The sequence below is a fragment of the Sphingomonas lacusdianchii genome (assembly GCF_022664395.1).
GTDB classification, from domain to species: Bacteria; Pseudomonadota; Alphaproteobacteria; order Sphingomonadales; family Sphingomonadaceae; genus Sphingomonas; species Sphingomonas lacusdianchii.
On the sequence record NZ_JAKRET010000004.1, the window covers coordinates 282741 to 299971 of the forward strand.

The window sequence follows — 17231 nt, forward strand, 5'->3', positions numbered from 1 at the left end:
AAATATGAAGCTTAATGTACGGACTGCGTTGCTCGCCTCGACGCTGATGGTCGGTTTCTCGACCTCGGCCATAGCACAGGACGCCACGACTGGAGTGGGTTCTGAACCTGCGCCACAGGAAGCACCTGCCGAGGACATCGTCGTCACCGGATCGCTCATCCGCAATCCCAATCTGGTCCAATCGTCGCCGGTCAATTCGGTTAGTTCGGAGGAACTCGAACTCCGGCAGACAAATGTCGCCGAACAGTTCCTGCGCGAATTGCCGGGCGTGGTTCCCAGCATTGGTTCGGCCGTGAACAACGGCAATGGCGGCGCCTCGTTCGTCGACTTGCGTGGTCTAGGTGCCAATCGCAACCTCGTACTGCTCGATGGATCGCGCATCGCACCTGCTGGTCTTGGCGGTATCACCGACCTGAACAACATTCCGCTTGCACTGCTGCAGCGGACCGACATCCTCACCGGCGGCGCATCGACCACTTATGGTGCAGACGCGGTGTCCGGCGTTATCAACTTCATCACCCGGCGTGATTTCTCGGGGATGGAAGCGACCGTCAGCGAGCAGATAACCGAACGTGGCGACGGCAACGTGTTCCGCGGCGATCTGACCCTGGGCGCGAACTTCGATGACGGACGCGGCAACGCCGTGTTCAGCATGGGGTATCAGAAGGCGGACCCGGTTTATCAGGGCGATCGCGACTTTTCCGAATTCAACATCGATTCCTACACCGGTGCGCAGGGCGGTTCCGGAACGACGGTCCCGGGCCGTTTTACCGGTCTTGGCCTCGGCACCAACCAACAGATTGATCCGCAAACCGGTCGTCTCGTTCCGACGTACGCGCTCTTTAACTTCAACCCGCAGAACATCTTCCAGACGCCGTTCGAGCGTTACAACATGTTCGGCGCGGCACATTACGAAGTTACCGACAATATCGAAGTATATGGTCGCGGATTGTTCTCGAAGAACACGGTGCAGACCGTTATTGCCTCTTCGGGTACGTTCGGCAACTCGCTGACGATCCCGTATTCGAACCCCTATCTGCCAGCGGCGGCGCGTGGTCAGATTTGCGCTGCTAACGGTCTAACCGCAGCGCAGTGTGATGCGGCCGCCCTCGCGACCTCGACGACCGATCCGAACTACCGCACCTTTACGAGCAACGTCTCGCGTCGCTTCATTGAAGCGGGTCCGCGCCTGTCGACCTACACGACCACGCTGTTCGATTACCGCTTTGGCGTGCGCGGCGACATTACCAGCAACGTCCAGTTCGATATTTCGGGCGGATATGGCGAAAGTGAGAACGCACAACGCCAGAGCGGAAACGGTACGCGCACGCGGTTGCGTCAGGCGGCATTGGCAACGAACACCGCGACCTGCATCGACAACAGCAACGGTTGCGTCCCGATCAATTTGTTTGGTGCGGCCGGTACGATCACCCCTGACCAGCTCGGCTTCCTGCTCGGCGTCACGAACGGCACGACGACCAAGACCTCCTTGGCGCAGGCCCGCGGCGTCCTAAGCGGCGATCTGGGCTTCAACAGCCCGTTCGCAACGGACGCGATCTCGTTCGCGATCGGCGCCGAGTATCGCAAGTACACGGCGGCAGTGGTATCGGATGAACTGACGCAGCGCCCGAACGAAGTGCTCGGCAACGGCGCGGCATCGCCTGATGTGGCAGGCCAGTATAACGTGAAGGAAGGCTTCGCGGAACTGATCGTCCCGCTTGTCGCGGAGCGTCCGTTCTTTCACAGCCTGACGGTGGAAGCGGGTGGTCGTGTATCGTCCTATTCCACGGCAGGAACCAACTGGACGTGGAAAGCCGGCGGTACGTGGGAGCCTGTCCAGGCAATCCGCATTCGCGGGAATTATCAGAAGGCGGCTCGTGCGCCGAACATCGGCGAACTGTTCGCGCCGTCGGTTATCGGACTCGACAACTCGGCTTCCGATCCCTGCGCCGGAACCGGCGTCACGGCTGGCTCCGCCTTGGGTCAGGTCTGCGCCGCGCAGATCGTCGCTGGCGGCGCCACCGCCGCTCGTGCCCAGCAGCTGATCGGCACGATCCCGCTGCCTTCCGCGGGTCAGGTCAACGTCTCGACCGGCGGCAATCCGAACCTCAACGTCGAAAAGGCGACGACGTGGACGATCGGCGCCGTGCTGCAGCCCGATTTCCTGCCTGGCTTCAACGCCAGCGTCGACTATTACAACATTGCGGTGCAGGACGCGATCACGTCGCCGACGGTCGGTGACGTGTTTGCGAGCTGCTACTCGCCGCTACAGGCCGCTACGTCGGCTGGTTGTCGGGCGATCGGTCGCGATCCGATCGACGGCAGCCTCAACGGTGAAGCAACCGGTTTGGCTCTGCCGCTTTCGAACCTGGGTCGGATCAAGACCGACGGTATCGACGTCTCGCTGAACTACCGGCAGAAGCTCGGTTTCGGTGCTTTGGCATTGTCGTTCATCGGCAACTGGACCAACAGCAACAGGTTCCAGGCGACCCCGACGTCGATCAACCGGGAATGCGTCGGCTATTACAGTGTCAACTGCTTGTCGATCCAGCCGGAGTTCAGCTTCAATCAGCGGACGACGTTGACAATCGGTGCAGCCGACATTTCGTTGCTGTGGCGGTATATCGATGCCGTCTCGTATGAGCCGGCGGCACTTGCCGACGACATCGCCAATGGCGGCGGACCGCTGGAGGAATTCCGTCGCATCGGAGCCGAGCATTATTTCGACCTCACGACCCGGTTCGGCGTGACCGATAACTTCGACTTCACGATCTCCGCTCTGAACCTGTTCGACAACCAGCCAAAGGTGGTCGGTGCATCGATCGGTACAACGGCCTTCAACAGCGGCAACGTCTATCCGTCGACCTATGACGCCTTGGGTCGCCGTTTCGCTGCCAGCGTCCGGTTGCGCTTCTGATACATCGATTAGCGTATTCAGGACTTGACTGAGGAGGGGCGGGATTTGATCCCGCCCCTTTTTACTTACTGGCATGCTATAAAATTTGAGGTAGAATGACCCTGTCTTGCGATAGGAAGGAATGTTGATGCTGATGTTCGTAACTACTCTGTTTGTCGGACTCGTCGGTCAGCAGGCAACGTCATCATCTCCCCCGGTTGCGACCGCGCCGAAGCTAATCTGCAAGCGTACGTTGGACACTGGTTCGAACGTTCGCGGCAAAAAGGTCTGCCTGACCGCAAAGCAGTGGGATCAGGTGGCGCGGCAGGGACAGGAACTCGGGCGTTCAATGCTTCCTGCGCTCGTCACCCAGAACCAATAAAGTTTGGTCGAGGGTGGCGAGCGCGGTCGCCGTCACCCCACGCTTAACGTCAGCGCCCCATCCCCCTCATCGACCCGCACCGTCGATCCATCCTTCACGCTTCCGCGCAGGATCAGATCGGCCAAGGGATCCTGCAAGTAACGCTGCACCGCGCGCTTCAGCGGCCGCGCGCCATAGACCGGGTCGTAGCCGACCCTTCCCAACCATGCCCGCGCGGCATCGGTCAGTTCGACCTTCACCTTGCGCTCCGCCAGCAGACGGCTGACACGACCGACCTGAATGTCGACGATCGGCGCCATGTGCTCCGCCGCCAGCCGGTGGAACAGGATGATCTCATCCAGCCGGTTGAGGAATTCCGGGCGGAAATGGGCGCGGACGACGTCCATCACCTGCGGCTCGACCGTCTCGACGCCCGCGCCATCGGGCAGGTTGGTCAGATATTGCGAGCCGAGGTTCGACGTCAGGATCACGATCGTGTTCGAGAAATCGACCGTGCGCCCCTGTCCGTCGGTCAGGCGGCCGTCGTCGAGCACCTGCAACAAGATGTTGAAGACGTCGCCATGCGCCTTCTCTACCTCGTCGAACAGCACGACCTGATAGGGGCGGCGGCGGACGGCTTCGGTCAGCTTGCCGCCTTCCTCATAGCCGACATAGCCCGGCGGCGCACCGATCAGCCGCGCGACCGCGTGCTTTTCCATGAACTCGCTCATGTCGATGCGGACCATCGCGTTGGGGTCGTCGAACAGGAATTCGGCGAGCGCCTTGGTCAGCTCGGTCTTGCCGACGCCCGTCGGCCCGAGGAACAGGAACGACCCCAGCGGCCGGTTCGGGTCCTGTAGCCCCGCGCGCGAACGGCGGACGGCGGTGGCGACGGCGCGCACCGCCTCGCTCTGGCCGATGACCCGCTTGCCGAGTGCATCCTCCATGTTGAGCAGCTTCTCGCGCTCGCCCTCCAGCATCCGGTCGACCGGCACCCCGGTCCAGCGGCTGACCACACCGGCGATATCGTCGGCGGTTACTTCCTCGCGCAGCATCGCGCCGCCGGCATTCGCCTGTGCTTCGCGCAACTGTTTTTCGAGCGTCGGGATCGTGCCATAGGTCAGTTCGGACATCTTTGCGAGGTCGCCCGCGCGCTGCGCCTGTTCGAGCGCGACGCGCGCGGCGTCGAGCTGTTCCTTGAGCTTGGCTTCTGACGCAATCTTGTCGCGCTCGCCCTGCCAGCGCGTCACCAGTTCGGCGAGTTGCTGCTCGGCATTGGCCAGTTCCTCCTCCAGCGTGTCGAGCCGGTCGATGCTGGCGGCGTCGCTTTCGCGGCGCAGCGCCTCGCGCTCGATCTTCATGCGCAGGATGCGGCGGTCGAGGCTCTCGATCGCCTCGGGCTTGCTCTCCACCTCCATGCGGATGCGGCTGGCGGCCTCGTCCATCAGGTCGATCGCCTTGTCGGGCAGGAAGCGGTCGGTGATGTAGCGGTTCGACAGCGTCGCCGCCGATACCAAAGCGCCGTCGGTAATCCGCACGCCGTGATGGAGTTCGTATTTCTCCTTCAGGCCGCGCAGGATGCTGATCGTGTCCTCGACGGTCGGTTCGCCGACGAACACCGGCTGGAACCGTCGCTGAAGCGCCGGGTCCTTCTCGACATGCTTGCGATATTCGTCGAGCGTCGTCGCGCCGATGCAGTGGAGCTCGCCCCGGGCGAGGGCGGGCTTCAGCAGATTGCCGGCATCCATCGCCCCTTCGGACTTGCCCGCGCCGATCAGCGTGTGCATCTCGTCGATGAACAGGATGATCTGCCCGTCGCCGGCCTTCACCTCGTCGAGCACGCCCTTCAGCCGTTCCTCGAACTCGCCGCGATATTTGGCGCCGGCGATCAGCGAGCCCATGTCGAGCGACATCAGCGTGCGGTCCTTCAGCCCCTCGGGCACGTCGCCATTGGCGATACGCAGCGCGAGACCCTCGGCGATCGCGGTCTTGCCGACGCCGGGTTCGCCGATCAGCACCGGATTATTCTTGGTCCGTCGGGCGAGAATCTGGATCGTGCGGCGGATCTCCTCGTCGCGGCCGATGACCGGGTCGAGCTTGCCGTCGCGCGCCGCCGCCGTCAGGTCGCGCGCGAATTTCCGGAGCGCATCATAGCGATCCTCGGCCCCCGCCGTATCGGCGATGCGCCCGCCGCGCAGCTTGTCGATCGCGGCGTTCAGATTCTGCGCGGTGATGCCGGCAGCGGTCAGCGCCTTGCCCGCCGGCCCCTGCGACAGGGCCAGCGCCAGCAACATCCGCTCGACGGTCACGAAGCTGTCGCCTGCCTTGGTCGCGATCTGTTCGGCTTGGTCGAGCAGGCGGACGCTGTCATTGTCGAGGCCCGGATTCTGCTGCGCGCCCGACCCCGACACCGACGGCATCTTGGCCAGCGCCGCATCGGTTTCAGCGATCGCGCGTCGCGCATCGCCGCCGGCGGTGGTGATAAGGCCCGCAGCCATGCCCTGTTCGTCGTCGAGCAGCGCCTTCAATATATGTTCGGGCGTAATCCGCTGATGCGAATTGCGGATCGCAACCGTCTGCGCGGCCTGCAAAAAGCCTCGCGCGCGGTCGGTGAATTTCTCGAGGTTCATATCGGTCCCCTGTGATGTTGGCGGCGATATGGTGTGGCAAATGGGCAACACAAGGGGGCGTGCATCGTTTGGCAAGGCACGGCGTTGGAGCCGCGATGGCACATGGCGTTCGCATTCTCGGCTGGGCATTGGTGTGGATCGTCGCGGTCCTGTGCCTCGCCGTCACGATCGTCCCGCGCTTCCTCGACCGCATTTATTATCGCGGCGTCGCGGGCGACCATTTCGACGGCGCGCGCTTCTTCAACCCCGATGGCGACGACACGTCCGCGCCACCGGGCGGCAGCCGCAGCGGCTTCTTCTGGCGACAGGTGACCGGCAGCGACGGCCGCCCGCCATGGCCTGCGCAGGTGCCGGTCCGGCCCGCACGGCCCGCCGAACTGCTGTCCGCCGCAACGCCCCCGGCGCGCGATCCCGGTCGGACGCCGATGCGGGTGACGTGGATCGGCCATGCATCGGTGCTGGTCCAGACCCCCGGCCTCAACATCCTGACCGATCCGGTGTGGAGCGAGCGCGCCGGGCCGTTCGGCTTCGGCCCGAGACGCGTCGCGGCCCCCGGTATCGCGCTGGCGGAGCTGCCGAAGATCGACCTGATCGTCATCAGCCACAATCATTACGATCATCTCGACCTCGCCACGTTGAAGACGCTGTACGACCGCGACCGGCCGGCGATCGTCACTGCCCTTGGCAACGACGCGATCCTGCGCAGCGCCGGCATCGCCGCGACCGCGCTCGACTGGCGACAGGTGCAACGGGTGGCGGGGGCCAACGTCCATGTCGTGCGCAACCATCACTGGTCGAGCCGCTGGTTCGTCGACCGCAACCGCGCCTTGTGGTCGGCCTTCGTCGTCGAACTGCCCGGCGGCAATTTGTTCTTCGCGGGCGATACCGGCATGGGCGACGGCCGCTGGGTGGAGGAGGCGAGGGCGCTCGGCCCGATCCGCCTCGCTTTGATCCCGATCGGCGCGTTCCGGTTCCAGCCGGGACAGATGGCGAGCGGCGCGCATATCGGACCCGTAGACGCGCTCGACGTGTTCCGCCGGCTGGAGGCGTCGCGCGGCATCGCCATTCATTGGGGCACGTTCCGCCTCTCCTATGAAGGCTATGCGACCCCGCCCAGATTGCTGAGCGCGGCGAAGGGCTGTGCCGGGGTCACCGATCGCCGCTTCGGCGCGGTCGTGATCGGCCGCCCGGTCAACATCGCGCCGATGACCGCCGCTACCGCACCGCCGTTCGATCGGGACGCCGTGCTGCGCTGTCTGGCGGGGCCGGCAGGCAACGGCCTGCCGTGAGCGAGAATGTCCACTCGCGATCCACCTTCGTCGTCACGCCGGATCATGCCCAGACCTCCGCGAACGTCCGCTCCACCGTGTCCCCGCGAAGGCGGGGATCCAGAGTTACCCTCGCAAAGCTTTGTTTTGCTTGGCCCTAGACCCTCGCCTGCGCGGGGGTACGGATGGGTTTCAGCATAGGCCAGGGACGTTCGCAAAGGTTTCGATCAAACCCGGTGTGACGATGCCATGCTTGCGCTCCGCCAACCAACCCGCCTATTGGTAACGCCAGATACGATCCGGCAAAGACCGGACCATAGGAGAGAGACATGCTCGATTTCGCGCTCGGCGAGATGGCCGATGCCATTCGCGAGACCACGCAGCGCTTCGCCGCCGATCGCATCGCGCCGATCGCCGCCGCCGTCGATGCCGAGGATCGCTTTCCGCAAGAACTCTGGCCCGAAATGGGCGCGCTCGGCCTGCACGGCATCACCGTAAGCGAGGAAGATGGCGGCCTCGGCCTCGGCTATCTCGAACATGTCGTCGCCTGCGAGGAAGTCGCCCGCGCCTCCGCCTCGGTCGGCCTGTCCTATGGCGCGCATTCCAACCTGTGCGTCAATCAGATCGCGCGCTGGGGATCGCCTGAGCAGAAGGCGAAATATCTCCCCAAACTCATCAGCGGCGAACATGTCGGGTCGCTCGCCATGTCCGAAGCCGGTGCCGGCTCCGACGTCGTGTCGATGAAGCTGCGCGCCGACAAGGTCGATGGCGGCTATCGGCTGAACGGCACCAAATTCTGGATCACCAACGCCCCCTATGCCGCGACGCTGGTCGTCTATGCCAAGACCGCACTGGACGCGGGATCGAAGGGGATTACCGCCTTTCTGATCGAGAAGGACTTTGCCGGTTTCGCAATCGGCCAGAAGATCGACAAGATGGGAATGCGCGGATCGCCGACCGCCGAACTGGTCTTCAACGACTGTTTCGTGCCGGAGGAGAACGTCATGGGGCCGCTGAACGGTGGCGTCGGCGTGCTGATGAGCGGCCTCGATTACGAACGCGTCGTGCTGTCGGGCATCCAGTTGGGGCTGATGCAGGCGTGCCTCGACACCGTCCTGCCGTACGTCGCCGAGCGCAAGCAGTTCGGCAAGCCGATCGGCGCGTTCCAGCTGATGCAGGGCAAGATCGCCGACATGTCGGTCGCGCTCAATTCGGCGCGGGCCTATGTGTACGCGGTGGCCCGCGCCTGCGACGCCGGCCGTACCACCCGCCACGACGCTGCGGGCGCGATCCTGCTGGCGTCGGAAAATGCGGTGAAGGTCGCCAATGACGCGATCCAGGCGCTGGGCGGCGCGGGCTATACGAAGGACTGGCCGGTCGAACGCTATTATCGCGATGCGAAGCTGCTCGACATCGGTGCCGGAACCAACGAAGTTCGCCGTATGCTGATCGGTCGCGAATTGCTGGGCGAGGGGACGCGCGCACAATGACGGTGCTGCCGACGCTGGTCGATCGCGGGTCGGACGCCTTCGCCGCCAATGCCGCGCACAACGAAGCGCTCGCTGCCGATCTTCGCGAACGTACCGCCCGCACCGCATCGGGCGGACCCGAGCGTAGCCGCGAACGCCATGTCGCGCGCGGCAAGCTGTTGCCGCGCGACCGCATCCACCGCCTGCTCGACGCCGGATCGCCCTTCCTCGAAATCGGCGCGCTGGCGGCGGGCGGCATGTATGGCGACGAGGCTCCGGCGGCGGGCGTGATCGCCGGCATTGGCCGCGTCCTTGGCCGGCAGGTGATGGTCGTCGCCAACGATCCGACCGTAAAGGGCGGCGCGTACTTTCCGATGACGGTCAAGAAGCATCTCCGTGCGCAGGAGATCGCATCGGAAAACCATCTGCCTTGCATCTATCTGGTCGACAGCGGCGGCGCGAACCTGCCGCATCAGGCGGAGGTGTTTCCCGACCGCGATCATTTCGGCCGCATCTTCTTCAATCAGGCAAACATGTCGGCAAGGGGCATTCCGCAGATCGCCTGCGTGCTCGGCAGTTGCACGGCGGGCGGCGCCTATGTCCCCGCCATGTCCGACGAAACGGTGATCGTGCGCGGGCAGGGGACGATCTTCCTCGCCGGCCCGCCGCTGGTCAAGGCCGCGACCGGCGAGGTCATCAGCGCCGAGGAACTGGGCGGAGCCGACACCCATGGCCGCAAATCGGGCGTGGTCGATCATGTCGCGGAGGATGATGAGCAGGCGCTGCTGATCGTCCGCGATATCGTCGCGACCTTGCCACCGCCGCGCCGCGCGGAACTGGCGCTGGCCGACCCGCGTCCGCCGCTCCACGACGCGGCCGACCTGGCCGGGATCGTGCCGACCGACGTCCGCGCGCCCTATGACGTGCGCGAAGTGATTGGCCGGTTGGTCGACGGATCGGAACTGCATGAATTCAAGCCACTCTACGGCACGACGTTGGTCTGCGGCTTCGCGCGCATCTGGGGGATGCCGGTCGCGATCCTCGCGAACAACGGCGTGCTCTTCTCCGAAAGCGCGCAGAAGGGCGCGCATTTCATCGAACTCGCCTGTCAGCGCCGCACGCCGTTGCTGTTCCTCCAGAATATCTCGGGCTTCATGGTCGGCGGCAAATATGAGGCGGAAGGCATTGCGAAACATGGCGCAAAGCTGGTCACCGCCGTCGCCACCGCACAGGTGCCGAAACTGACCGTGCTGATCGGCGGCAGCTTCGGTGCCGGCAATTACGGCATGTGCGGGCGGGCCTATTCGCCCCGCTTCCTGTTCACCTGGCCCAACAGCCGCATCTCGGTGATGGGCGGCGAACAGGCGGCGAGCGTGCTCGCGACCGTCCACCGCGACGCCGATACGTGGACGCCCGACGAAGCCGAAGCGTTCAAGACCCCGATCCGCGATCGCTACGAAGCGGAAGGCAGCCCCTATTACGCCACCGCCCGGCTATGGGACGATGGCGTGATCCTCCCCGAACAGACCAGAGACGTGCTCGGCCTCGCTTTGTCGGCGACGCTCAACGCGCCCATCGCCGACCGCGCGCAGTTTGGCATCTTCCGGATGTGATGATGAGGATTGCGCGATCCCACCGGTCAGTTCGTACCCCGGCGAAGGCCGGGGCCCAGTTGGGGGACGACAATGGCTGGCACGCACCGGCGGTAACTGGCCCCCCGCCCGCGCCGGGGCACGCGATCGTTCGAGGCAGGACCTCGCCCAACCCACTGGACGTACCCCGGCGCAGGCCGGGGCCCAGTTGGGGAACCTTACCGAATGACCGCCGCCGGCCCGTAACTGGACCCCGGCCTTCGCCGGGGTACGGCCCGCTTGGGGAAGGTGCGGCCGCATGACCACCATCTCCAACCTCCCCCCGATCCGCCCGACCGGGCCGACCGAACCCGCCTTCACCCCGGCAAAGACCCCGACCGGGCCGGCGTCCGGCTTCACCCCCGACCCGAACACCGGCATCGATAGCGTCGCCTATGACGCGATCCTCGCCATGGTCACCCGCGCCATCGCCAGCCTGCCGCCGGGCACCGCGCTGTCGAGCTTCCTGCACACCGTCGCCCGCGTCACCGCCGAAGTTGAGGCGCAGCTTGCCGCCGCCCCGAACCCCCGCGACGGCGGCACGCTGACGCCCGAGGCGAAGGCGACCACTGCCCAGGCCGAGGCGATCGCCCAGCGTCTCGCCGCCGCCTTCGCGCCCGATCCGGTCACCGCGCGCGCCGCGATCGCCGATGCGTTTCAGCCAAATCCGGCGTCCGCGCCGGAGGTTAGCGCCCGCGACCTCGCGCTCGCCGCTGCCGCAATGCTCGGCCCGCGCGTCGACTTCACGCCACAGCCGCCCGCTTCGTCCCCGACCAGCGTCGATCCCGACGCCGACCCTATCCCTACGGAACAGCCCATGCGCGACCGCCTCTATCTGCTCGACCCGCAATTCGAAGACCCGGCCTATCCCGGCCGCAGCTTCTATTGCCGCGACTGTGTCACCATCGACGGCCTGCTGGCCCGTTTCCCCGACAAGGCGTCCGAGCTGGAGGTGATCCGCATCCCCTATCCGCGCCCCCGCGACGCGGTGATCGCGGTAGTGGGAGAGGCGCACCAGAACCTGCCGCTATTGGTCCTCGCCCCGGGTGCCGATGCCGCCCTTGCGGACGGCCGTCACGGCGACACCCGCTTCGTCAGCGACTTCAAGGGGCTGCTCCACGCGCTCCATATCCGTCACGGTTTCCCGGAGGCGCATCCATGACGCTTTCCTACACGCTTCCTCCGACCTATCCTGTCCCGCCCGCCGGGCGCGTCGCCGCGACCGCTCGCGAAAGCCTTCTACGTGGCACCTTCGTCACCTTCGGGGACGTCCGGTGATCGAATCGCTCCTGATCGCGAATCGCGGCGAAATCGCCCGCCGCATCCTCCGCACCGCCCGCCGCCTCGGCATCCGCACCATCGCCGTCCACAGCGACGTCGATGCCGGCCTGCCCTTCGTCACCGAAGCCGACCAGGCCGTCTGCATCGGCACGGCCCCGGCCCGCGAAAGCTATCTCGACGGCGCCAAAATCCTCGCCGCCGCGCGGGGGACGGGCGCGGCGGCGATCCATCCCGGCTATGGCTTCCTGTCCGAAAATGCCGAGTTTGCCGAAGCCGTTACCGCCGCCGGCCTGATCTGGGTCGGCGCGCCCGCATCCGCCATCCGGGCGATGGGGCTGAAGGACGCGGCCAAGGCGCGGATGATCGCCGCCGGCGTGCCCGTCACCCCCGGCTATCTGGGCGAGGATCAGTCCCCTGACCGGCTTCGGGCGGAGGCCGACGCGATCGGCTACCCCGTGCTCATCAAGGCCGTGGCCGGTGGCGGCGGCAAGGGGATGCGCCGCGTCGACGCCCCCGCCGCCTTTCTCGAAGCACTCGACAGCTGCCGCCGCGAAGCCGCCGCCGCCTTTGGCGACGACCGCGTCCTGATCGAAAAATACATTCTTTCTCCGCGCCATATCGAGGTGCAGGTCTTTGGCGACACCCATGGCAACGCCGTTCACCTGTTCGAACGCGACTGCTCGCTGCAACGCCGCCACCAGAAGGTGATCGAGGAAGCGCCGGCCCCCGGCATGGACGCCGCGACCCGCGCCGCCGTCTGCGAAGCCGCGGTCCGCGCCGCCCGCGCGGTCGACTATGTCGGGGCGGGGACGATCGAATTCATCGCCGACGGATCGCAGGGACTTAGCGCCGACCGCATCTGGTTCATGGAAATGAACACCCGGCTGCAGGTCGAACACCCGGTGACCGAGGCGATCACCGGCACCGACCTCGTCGAATGGCAGCTCCGCGTCGCGTCTGGCGAACCCCTGCCGCTGCGGCAGGACGAACTGTCGATCACCGGCTGGGCGATGGAGGCACGCCTCTATGCCGAAAACCCCACGACCGGCTTTCTGCCCTCGACCGGCCCCCTCACGCACCTGAAGCTTCCTGACGATATCCGTGTCGATGCCGGGGTGCGGCAGGGCGATGCGGTGACGCCGCATTACGACCCGATGATCGCGAAGCTGATCGTCCACCGCCCGACCCGCACCGCCGCCGCTGCCGCGCTGGCCAGGGCCGCGTCGGAGGTACAGGTCTGGCCGGTCCGCACCAACGCCGCCTTCCTCGCCCGCTGTGCCGGCAATGCCGATTTCGTGGCCGCGCGGATCGATACCGGCTTCATCGAACGCCATCTGGAGACGCTGGTCCCGACCGGCACCCCGCCCGCAACGGTAATTGGTGGCGCTGCGGCGGCCCTGATCGCGACCGACAGGGCCGACCCGTGGCAGGCGCTGACCGGCTTTCGCCTCAACGCCGAACCCGACACCCGCATCGCGGTCTCGATCGGCGGCACGACCCATCTCGCACCGGCGGGCGCAGCGGGGCAGGTCGCGCAGGTCGCCCATGAACGCGTCCTGTTCGCCGCTGGCGAGGCCTTTCCTTTCGCCGCGCCGGTCGCGGGGCAGGGCGGGGCGGGGAGTGCCGGCGACGGCGCGATCCTGTCGCCCATGCCCGGTCGCATCGTCGCGGTCGCGGTGGCGCCGGGCGACCGGGTGATCGCCGGTCAGCGGCTGGTGGTGCTGGAGGCGATGAAGATGGAACAGGCGCTGCTCAGCCCGTTCGACGGCGTGGTCGCCGACCTGTCCGCCCGCGAAGGCGCGCAGGTCGCGGAGGGCGTCGTCCTCGCCCGTATCGACAAGGACTCCGCATGACCGGACGCTATTATGACGACTGGCACATCGGCGACCGGATCGACCACCCGATCCGCCGCACGGTGACCGAAACCGACAATCTGCTGTTCTCGGCGATGACCCACAACCCGCAGCCGCTGCACATCGATGCGGAGGCGGCGAGGGCGTCGGAGTTCGGGCAGATCCTCGTCAACGGCACCTTCACCTTCGCGTTGATGGTCGGGCTGTCGGTCGGGGAGACGACGCTTGGCACACTGGTCGCCAATCTCGGCTACGACCAGCTGGTGATGCCCAAGCCGGTCTTCCTCGGCGACACGCTGCGCGCCATGACCGAGGTCACCGCGCTGAAGGACAGCCGCTCGCGCCCCGATGCCGGCATCGTCACCTTCACCCACGAACTGCACAATCAGCGCGACGAAATCGTCTGCCGCTGCCTGCGCAGCGCCCTGCTGAAGCGCCGGCCATGAGGCTGCGTTCGCTGCTGTTCGTGCCCGGCGACCGGCCCGATCGCTTCGCCAAGGCGGCGGCGAGCGGGGCGGATGCGCTGATCCTCGATCTCGAGGATGCGGTCGCCGCCTCTGCCAAGGCCGATGCCCGTGCCGCCGTCGCCGACTGGCTCGGCGAACCGGCGGCGGTCCCGCGCTTCGTCCGCATCAATCCGGTCGATGGGGCGCTAACGGTCGGCGACCTCGACGCACTGGTCGGCACCCGACCTGACGGCATCGTGGTGCCCAAGGCCGAGGGCGCGGCGACGATCGCCCGCATCGATACCCTGCTCGCCGAGCGCGGCCTTGCCGATCTCCTGCTGCTCCCGATCGCAACCGAAACGCCGGCGGCGATCTTCCAGCTCGGCAGCTATGCAGGCGTCGGACATCGCCTTGCCGGTCTGACCTGGGGGGCGGAGGACCTGCCCGCCGCGATCGGCGCGACCACCGCCCGCGAGGACGATGGTCGCTATACCGCACCCTATGAACTCGCCCGCTCGCTGACCCTGTTCGGCGCGCACGCGGCCGGGGTGGCGGCGATCGATACCGTCTATCCGGCGATCCGGGACGAAGCGGGGTTGGTTGCCTATGCCGCCCGGGCGGCCCGGGACGGCTTTACCGGCATGATGGCGATCCACCCGGCACAGGTCGCCGGCATCAATGCCGCCTTCACACCGACACCCGAAGCCATCGCGCGGGCGCAGGCGATCGTCGATGCCTTCACCGCGCAGCCCGATGTCGGCGCGTTGCAGGTCGACGGCCGCATGGTCGATGCGCCGCATCTGAAACAGGCCCGCCGGGTGCTGGGCGCCGCGTAACGCAGGCCGTCCTACTCGCCCGGGATCGAGGGCGGGGGTGCGGCCAGCTTGCGCAGCGCGGCGCGGCGTTCGCGCTCGACCAGTGCCCGGTCGGCGGTCAGCCGCTTGCGGACTGCCAGATAATGGAGCGCAGCGCGCCGGTCGTCGTCGGACAGCGGCGTCGCGGGCAGGTCGGTGGCGGCTTCCTCCAGCGCGGTCGCGCTGGGCGTGGGAGTGGCGTGCGGCAGGCCGGCATGGCCCTGTGACGCGATATCGTACCAATAGGCCGCCGAGCGTGAAAAACCGGGCAGCGCCTCGGCCACCGCGGTGAACTGCTCGACCGCCATGGCATGGCGGACCAGTTCGGCCTCGATCGGGATCAGCGCTCGTTCCGCCAGCAGCATGCGCAGCATCGTCGCATCGCGATCGAACCGGCCCCACGCCGCCTGGTTGAAGTTCTGCTGCGCATTCTGCAGCGTCAGCGCCTGCAGGATCTCGCGCCGGTCGGGTCGCCGCCACAACCAGCCAATGCCCTGGATCGCGAACCAGCCCCATCCGATCAGCGCGAACCCGGCCATTGCCAGCAGCAGCACGCGCCACAACGGTTCGGCGGTCGATCCGGCGGCGATACCCACCACGATCGCGGCGACCGTCGCCAACGCCAGTCCCAATCGCGGGTCGCGATACCATGTCTCGCGCACTCCGCGCCTCCTTTGCTCGTCCAAGGTCGTCGACCCTATCACCAATTGCGCCGCCATCGCCACCGCGCCGTCATGCGGCCAGACGCAGCCGGTCGCGCCCCTCCGCCTTTGCGACGTAGAGCGCACGGTCGGCGGCGCACAGCACCGCAGTGGCGCTGGCCCCGGCGTCGATGGTCGCGATCCCGGCGCTGACCGTCAGTTCGACTGATATTTCGTCGTGGGTCAGCCGGCTCGCCGCCAGCGTCGCGCGCAGCCTTTCGCTTAGATGCTGGGCACGAGCGATGTCGGCGTCGGGGAACAGGATACCGAATTCCTCACCGCCCAACCGCGCGACGACATCGTCCTCGCCCACCACGCCTTGCGCGATCCGCGCGAAGCATTGCAGGACATGATCGCCTGCGGCATGGCCGAACCGGTCGTTGACCGCCTTGAAATGGTCGAGGTCGAACACCGCGACGCAGCCGCCGCGACCGCCCCTGGCCGCGGTGTCGAGGCGCGCGGCCAATGCCGCATCGAACACGCGCCGATTGACGAGGCCGGTCAACGGATCGGTCGACGCCGCCCGCGACAATTCGGCCTCCAGCGATTTGCGATGCGACACGTCGCGGATCATCGAGACCGTGCCGGTGACCGCGCCATGCTCATCGGTCACTGCCCGGGTATGCGCTTCGAACCAGCACAGCGCATCTCCGGCGAGCTGCGCCCGATATTCGACGATCTGTGTACCCGTCGGCGCATGGATCGCATCGCGGTGCGCCACCAGCACCAGGTCGCGGTCGAGGGGATGCACCAGCTCGAGCGCTCGTGTGCCGATCAGCTGACCCGGCGACTTGCCCGCGACCGGTTCGATTGAGCGCGAAACATAGGCGATACGCCCGCGCCGGTCGAGGCTCAGGACGATGTCGCTCGAATGGTCGGCCAGCAGGCGATAGCGCGCCTCGCTTTCGCGCAACCGGCGGTAGAGCGATTGCCGCCGGCTGAGATCGGCCGCGACCGGAAAGGCGGTCAACACCGTGCTGGCGATGTAGAGTTGCAGGAATTCGAGCCGAAGATGGAGGTCGCCGCCAAGGAAATTGGTCGGACCCATGTCATGCAGCGTCGCATAGCCGCCGATCGCCGCCAGTATCGTCGTCGAGGTCGCGGCACCGATCAGCCCCAGTCGAAAGGTGGTGAGCATCACCGGCAGGATCGGCAGGAACAGCAACGGCAGGCGGTCCTGCCCGAAGACGCCCGTTGCGACGATCGCCGTCGCGGCGAGCAGGATCACGCCCTCGCCGCGGAGCGGCAGCGCCGCGCCACGCCACCAGCGCCGGATCGCACCCGAGAACAGCATCGCGAACAGCGGCGTCAGGGCGATCATCCCCAGCCCATGGCCTACGAACCACGTCCGCCACTGCTGCGCGAAGGTTTGATCATGATACAGGGCGGCGACGCTGGCGGCGATCGTCGCGCCCAGCGCCGGCGCGACGATCCCGATCGCCAGAACATAACGCCCGATCCGGGCGAGCGTCCCAAGGAAGCCGCGGCGCATCTTCATCCGGTGGAACAGCGAAATGGCGACCACGACCTCGCCAATCCGGCCGACGGCCATCGGCAGCCCGGCGATCATGCCGCATCCCAGCACGACCGATGCCGCAAGGCTGGCGATCGTCGCACCGATCAGGATCGCGCGCCATTCGCGGCGCGACCGTACGATCAACAGCGCGAGGAGTGCCGGGGAAGCCAGCCACATCGTCGCCACACCCCGATCGAGAACGGGATCGATCGTCAGCAACGCCGACAGGAAATAGATCAGCCCTGAAAAAAGCGCGATCCCGATCCTGTGATTTCTAGTCGACATGCCGCGGACGGTGGCGCAGCGCGGTTAATGCGGCGTATAA

The 17231-nt window shown here is 66.5% G+C and carries 12 protein-coding genes; 9 read left to right on the forward strand and 3 right to left on the reverse strand.

Going from position 1 to position 17231, the window contains the following annotated elements:
- Positions 1–4: 4 nt before the first annotated feature.
- Together MF607_RS07985 and MF607_RS07990 are read left to right on the forward strand one after the other, a co-directional pair.
- A complete protein-coding gene (locus MF607_RS07985) occupies positions 5–2917 on the forward strand; it encodes a TonB-dependent receptor domain-containing protein (protein ID WP_242117185.1) in 2913 nt (970 codons plus the stop codon).
- 127 nt (positions 2918–3044) lie between these two features.
- Complete coding sequence (locus MF607_RS07990) at positions 3045–3278, forward strand: hypothetical protein (RefSeq protein ID WP_242117187.1); 234 nt, start codon at positions 3045–3047, stop codon at positions 3276–3278.
- A gap of 32 nt (positions 3279–3310) precedes the next feature.
- On the opposite strand, the gene clpB is transcribed toward MF607_RS07990, so the two are convergent.
- Positions 3311–5887, reverse strand: coding sequence for an ATP-dependent chaperone ClpB (gene clpB / locus MF607_RS07995; protein ID WP_242117207.1), 2577 nt, complete (start codon positions 5885–5887; stop codon positions 3311–3313).
- Positions 5888–5982: 95 nt separating this feature from the next.
- On the opposite strand from clpB, the gene MF607_RS08000 reads away from it, so the two are divergent.
- From MF607_RS08000 to MF607_RS08030, 7 genes are all read left to right on the forward strand, one after another.
- On the forward strand, positions 5983–7176 hold the full coding sequence (locus MF607_RS08000; protein WP_242117210.1) for an MBL fold metallo-hydrolase: 1194 nt from the start codon (positions 5983–5985) through the stop codon (positions 7174–7176).
- A gap of 308 nt (positions 7177–7484) precedes the next feature.
- A complete protein-coding gene (locus MF607_RS08005) occupies positions 7485–8645 on the forward strand; it encodes an acyl-CoA dehydrogenase family protein (RefSeq protein WP_242117213.1) in 1161 nt (386 codons plus the stop codon).
- The gene (locus MF607_RS08010; RefSeq protein WP_242117215.1) at positions 8642–10237 is read left to right on the forward strand and encodes a carboxyl transferase domain-containing protein; all 1596 of its coding nucleotides are present in this window, start codon (positions 8642–8644) and stop codon (positions 10235–10237) included. Before MF607_RS08005 ends, MF607_RS08010 begins: the two co-directional genes overlap by 4 nt.
- 277 nt (positions 10238–10514) lie before the next feature.
- The gene (locus MF607_RS08015; protein WP_242117218.1) at positions 10515–11417 is read left to right on the forward strand and encodes a DUF3088 domain-containing protein; all 903 of its coding nucleotides are present in this window, start codon (positions 10515–10517) and stop codon (positions 11415–11417) included.
- A 112-nt stretch (positions 11418–11529) separates the two neighbouring features.
- Complete coding sequence (locus tag MF607_RS08020) at positions 11530–13389, forward strand: acetyl/propionyl/methylcrotonyl-CoA carboxylase subunit alpha (RefSeq protein ID WP_242117220.1); 1860 nt, start codon at positions 11530–11532, stop codon at positions 13387–13389.
- Entirely contained in the window at positions 13386–13835 is a 450-nt protein-coding gene (locus MF607_RS08025; RefSeq protein ID WP_242117223.1) for a MaoC family dehydratase, read from the forward strand. Before MF607_RS08020 ends, MF607_RS08025 begins: the two co-directional genes overlap by 4 nt.
- Positions 13832–14671 carry an HpcH/HpaI aldolase/citrate lyase family protein gene (locus MF607_RS08030; protein ID WP_242117224.1) on the forward strand — a complete coding sequence of 280 codons (840 nt, stop codon included), beginning with the start codon at positions 13832–13834 and terminating at the stop codon, positions 14669–14671. Before MF607_RS08025 ends, MF607_RS08030 begins: the two co-directional genes overlap by 4 nt.
- Before the next feature lie 11 nt (positions 14672–14682).
- Here MF607_RS08030 and MF607_RS08035 read toward each other — a convergent pair whose 3' ends face one another.
- Together MF607_RS08035 and MF607_RS08040 are read right to left on the reverse strand one after the other, a co-directional pair.
- Positions 14683–15351, reverse strand: a complete 669-nt coding sequence (locus MF607_RS08035) for a hypothetical protein (protein ID WP_242117225.1) — start codon at positions 15349–15351, stop codon at positions 14683–14685.
- Positions 15352–15421: 70 nt separating this feature from the next.
- A complete protein-coding gene (locus tag MF607_RS08040) occupies positions 15422–17191 on the reverse strand; it encodes a sensor domain-containing diguanylate cyclase (RefSeq protein WP_242117226.1) in 1770 nt (589 codons plus the stop codon).
- Between the last annotated feature and the right edge of the window lie 40 nt (positions 17192–17231).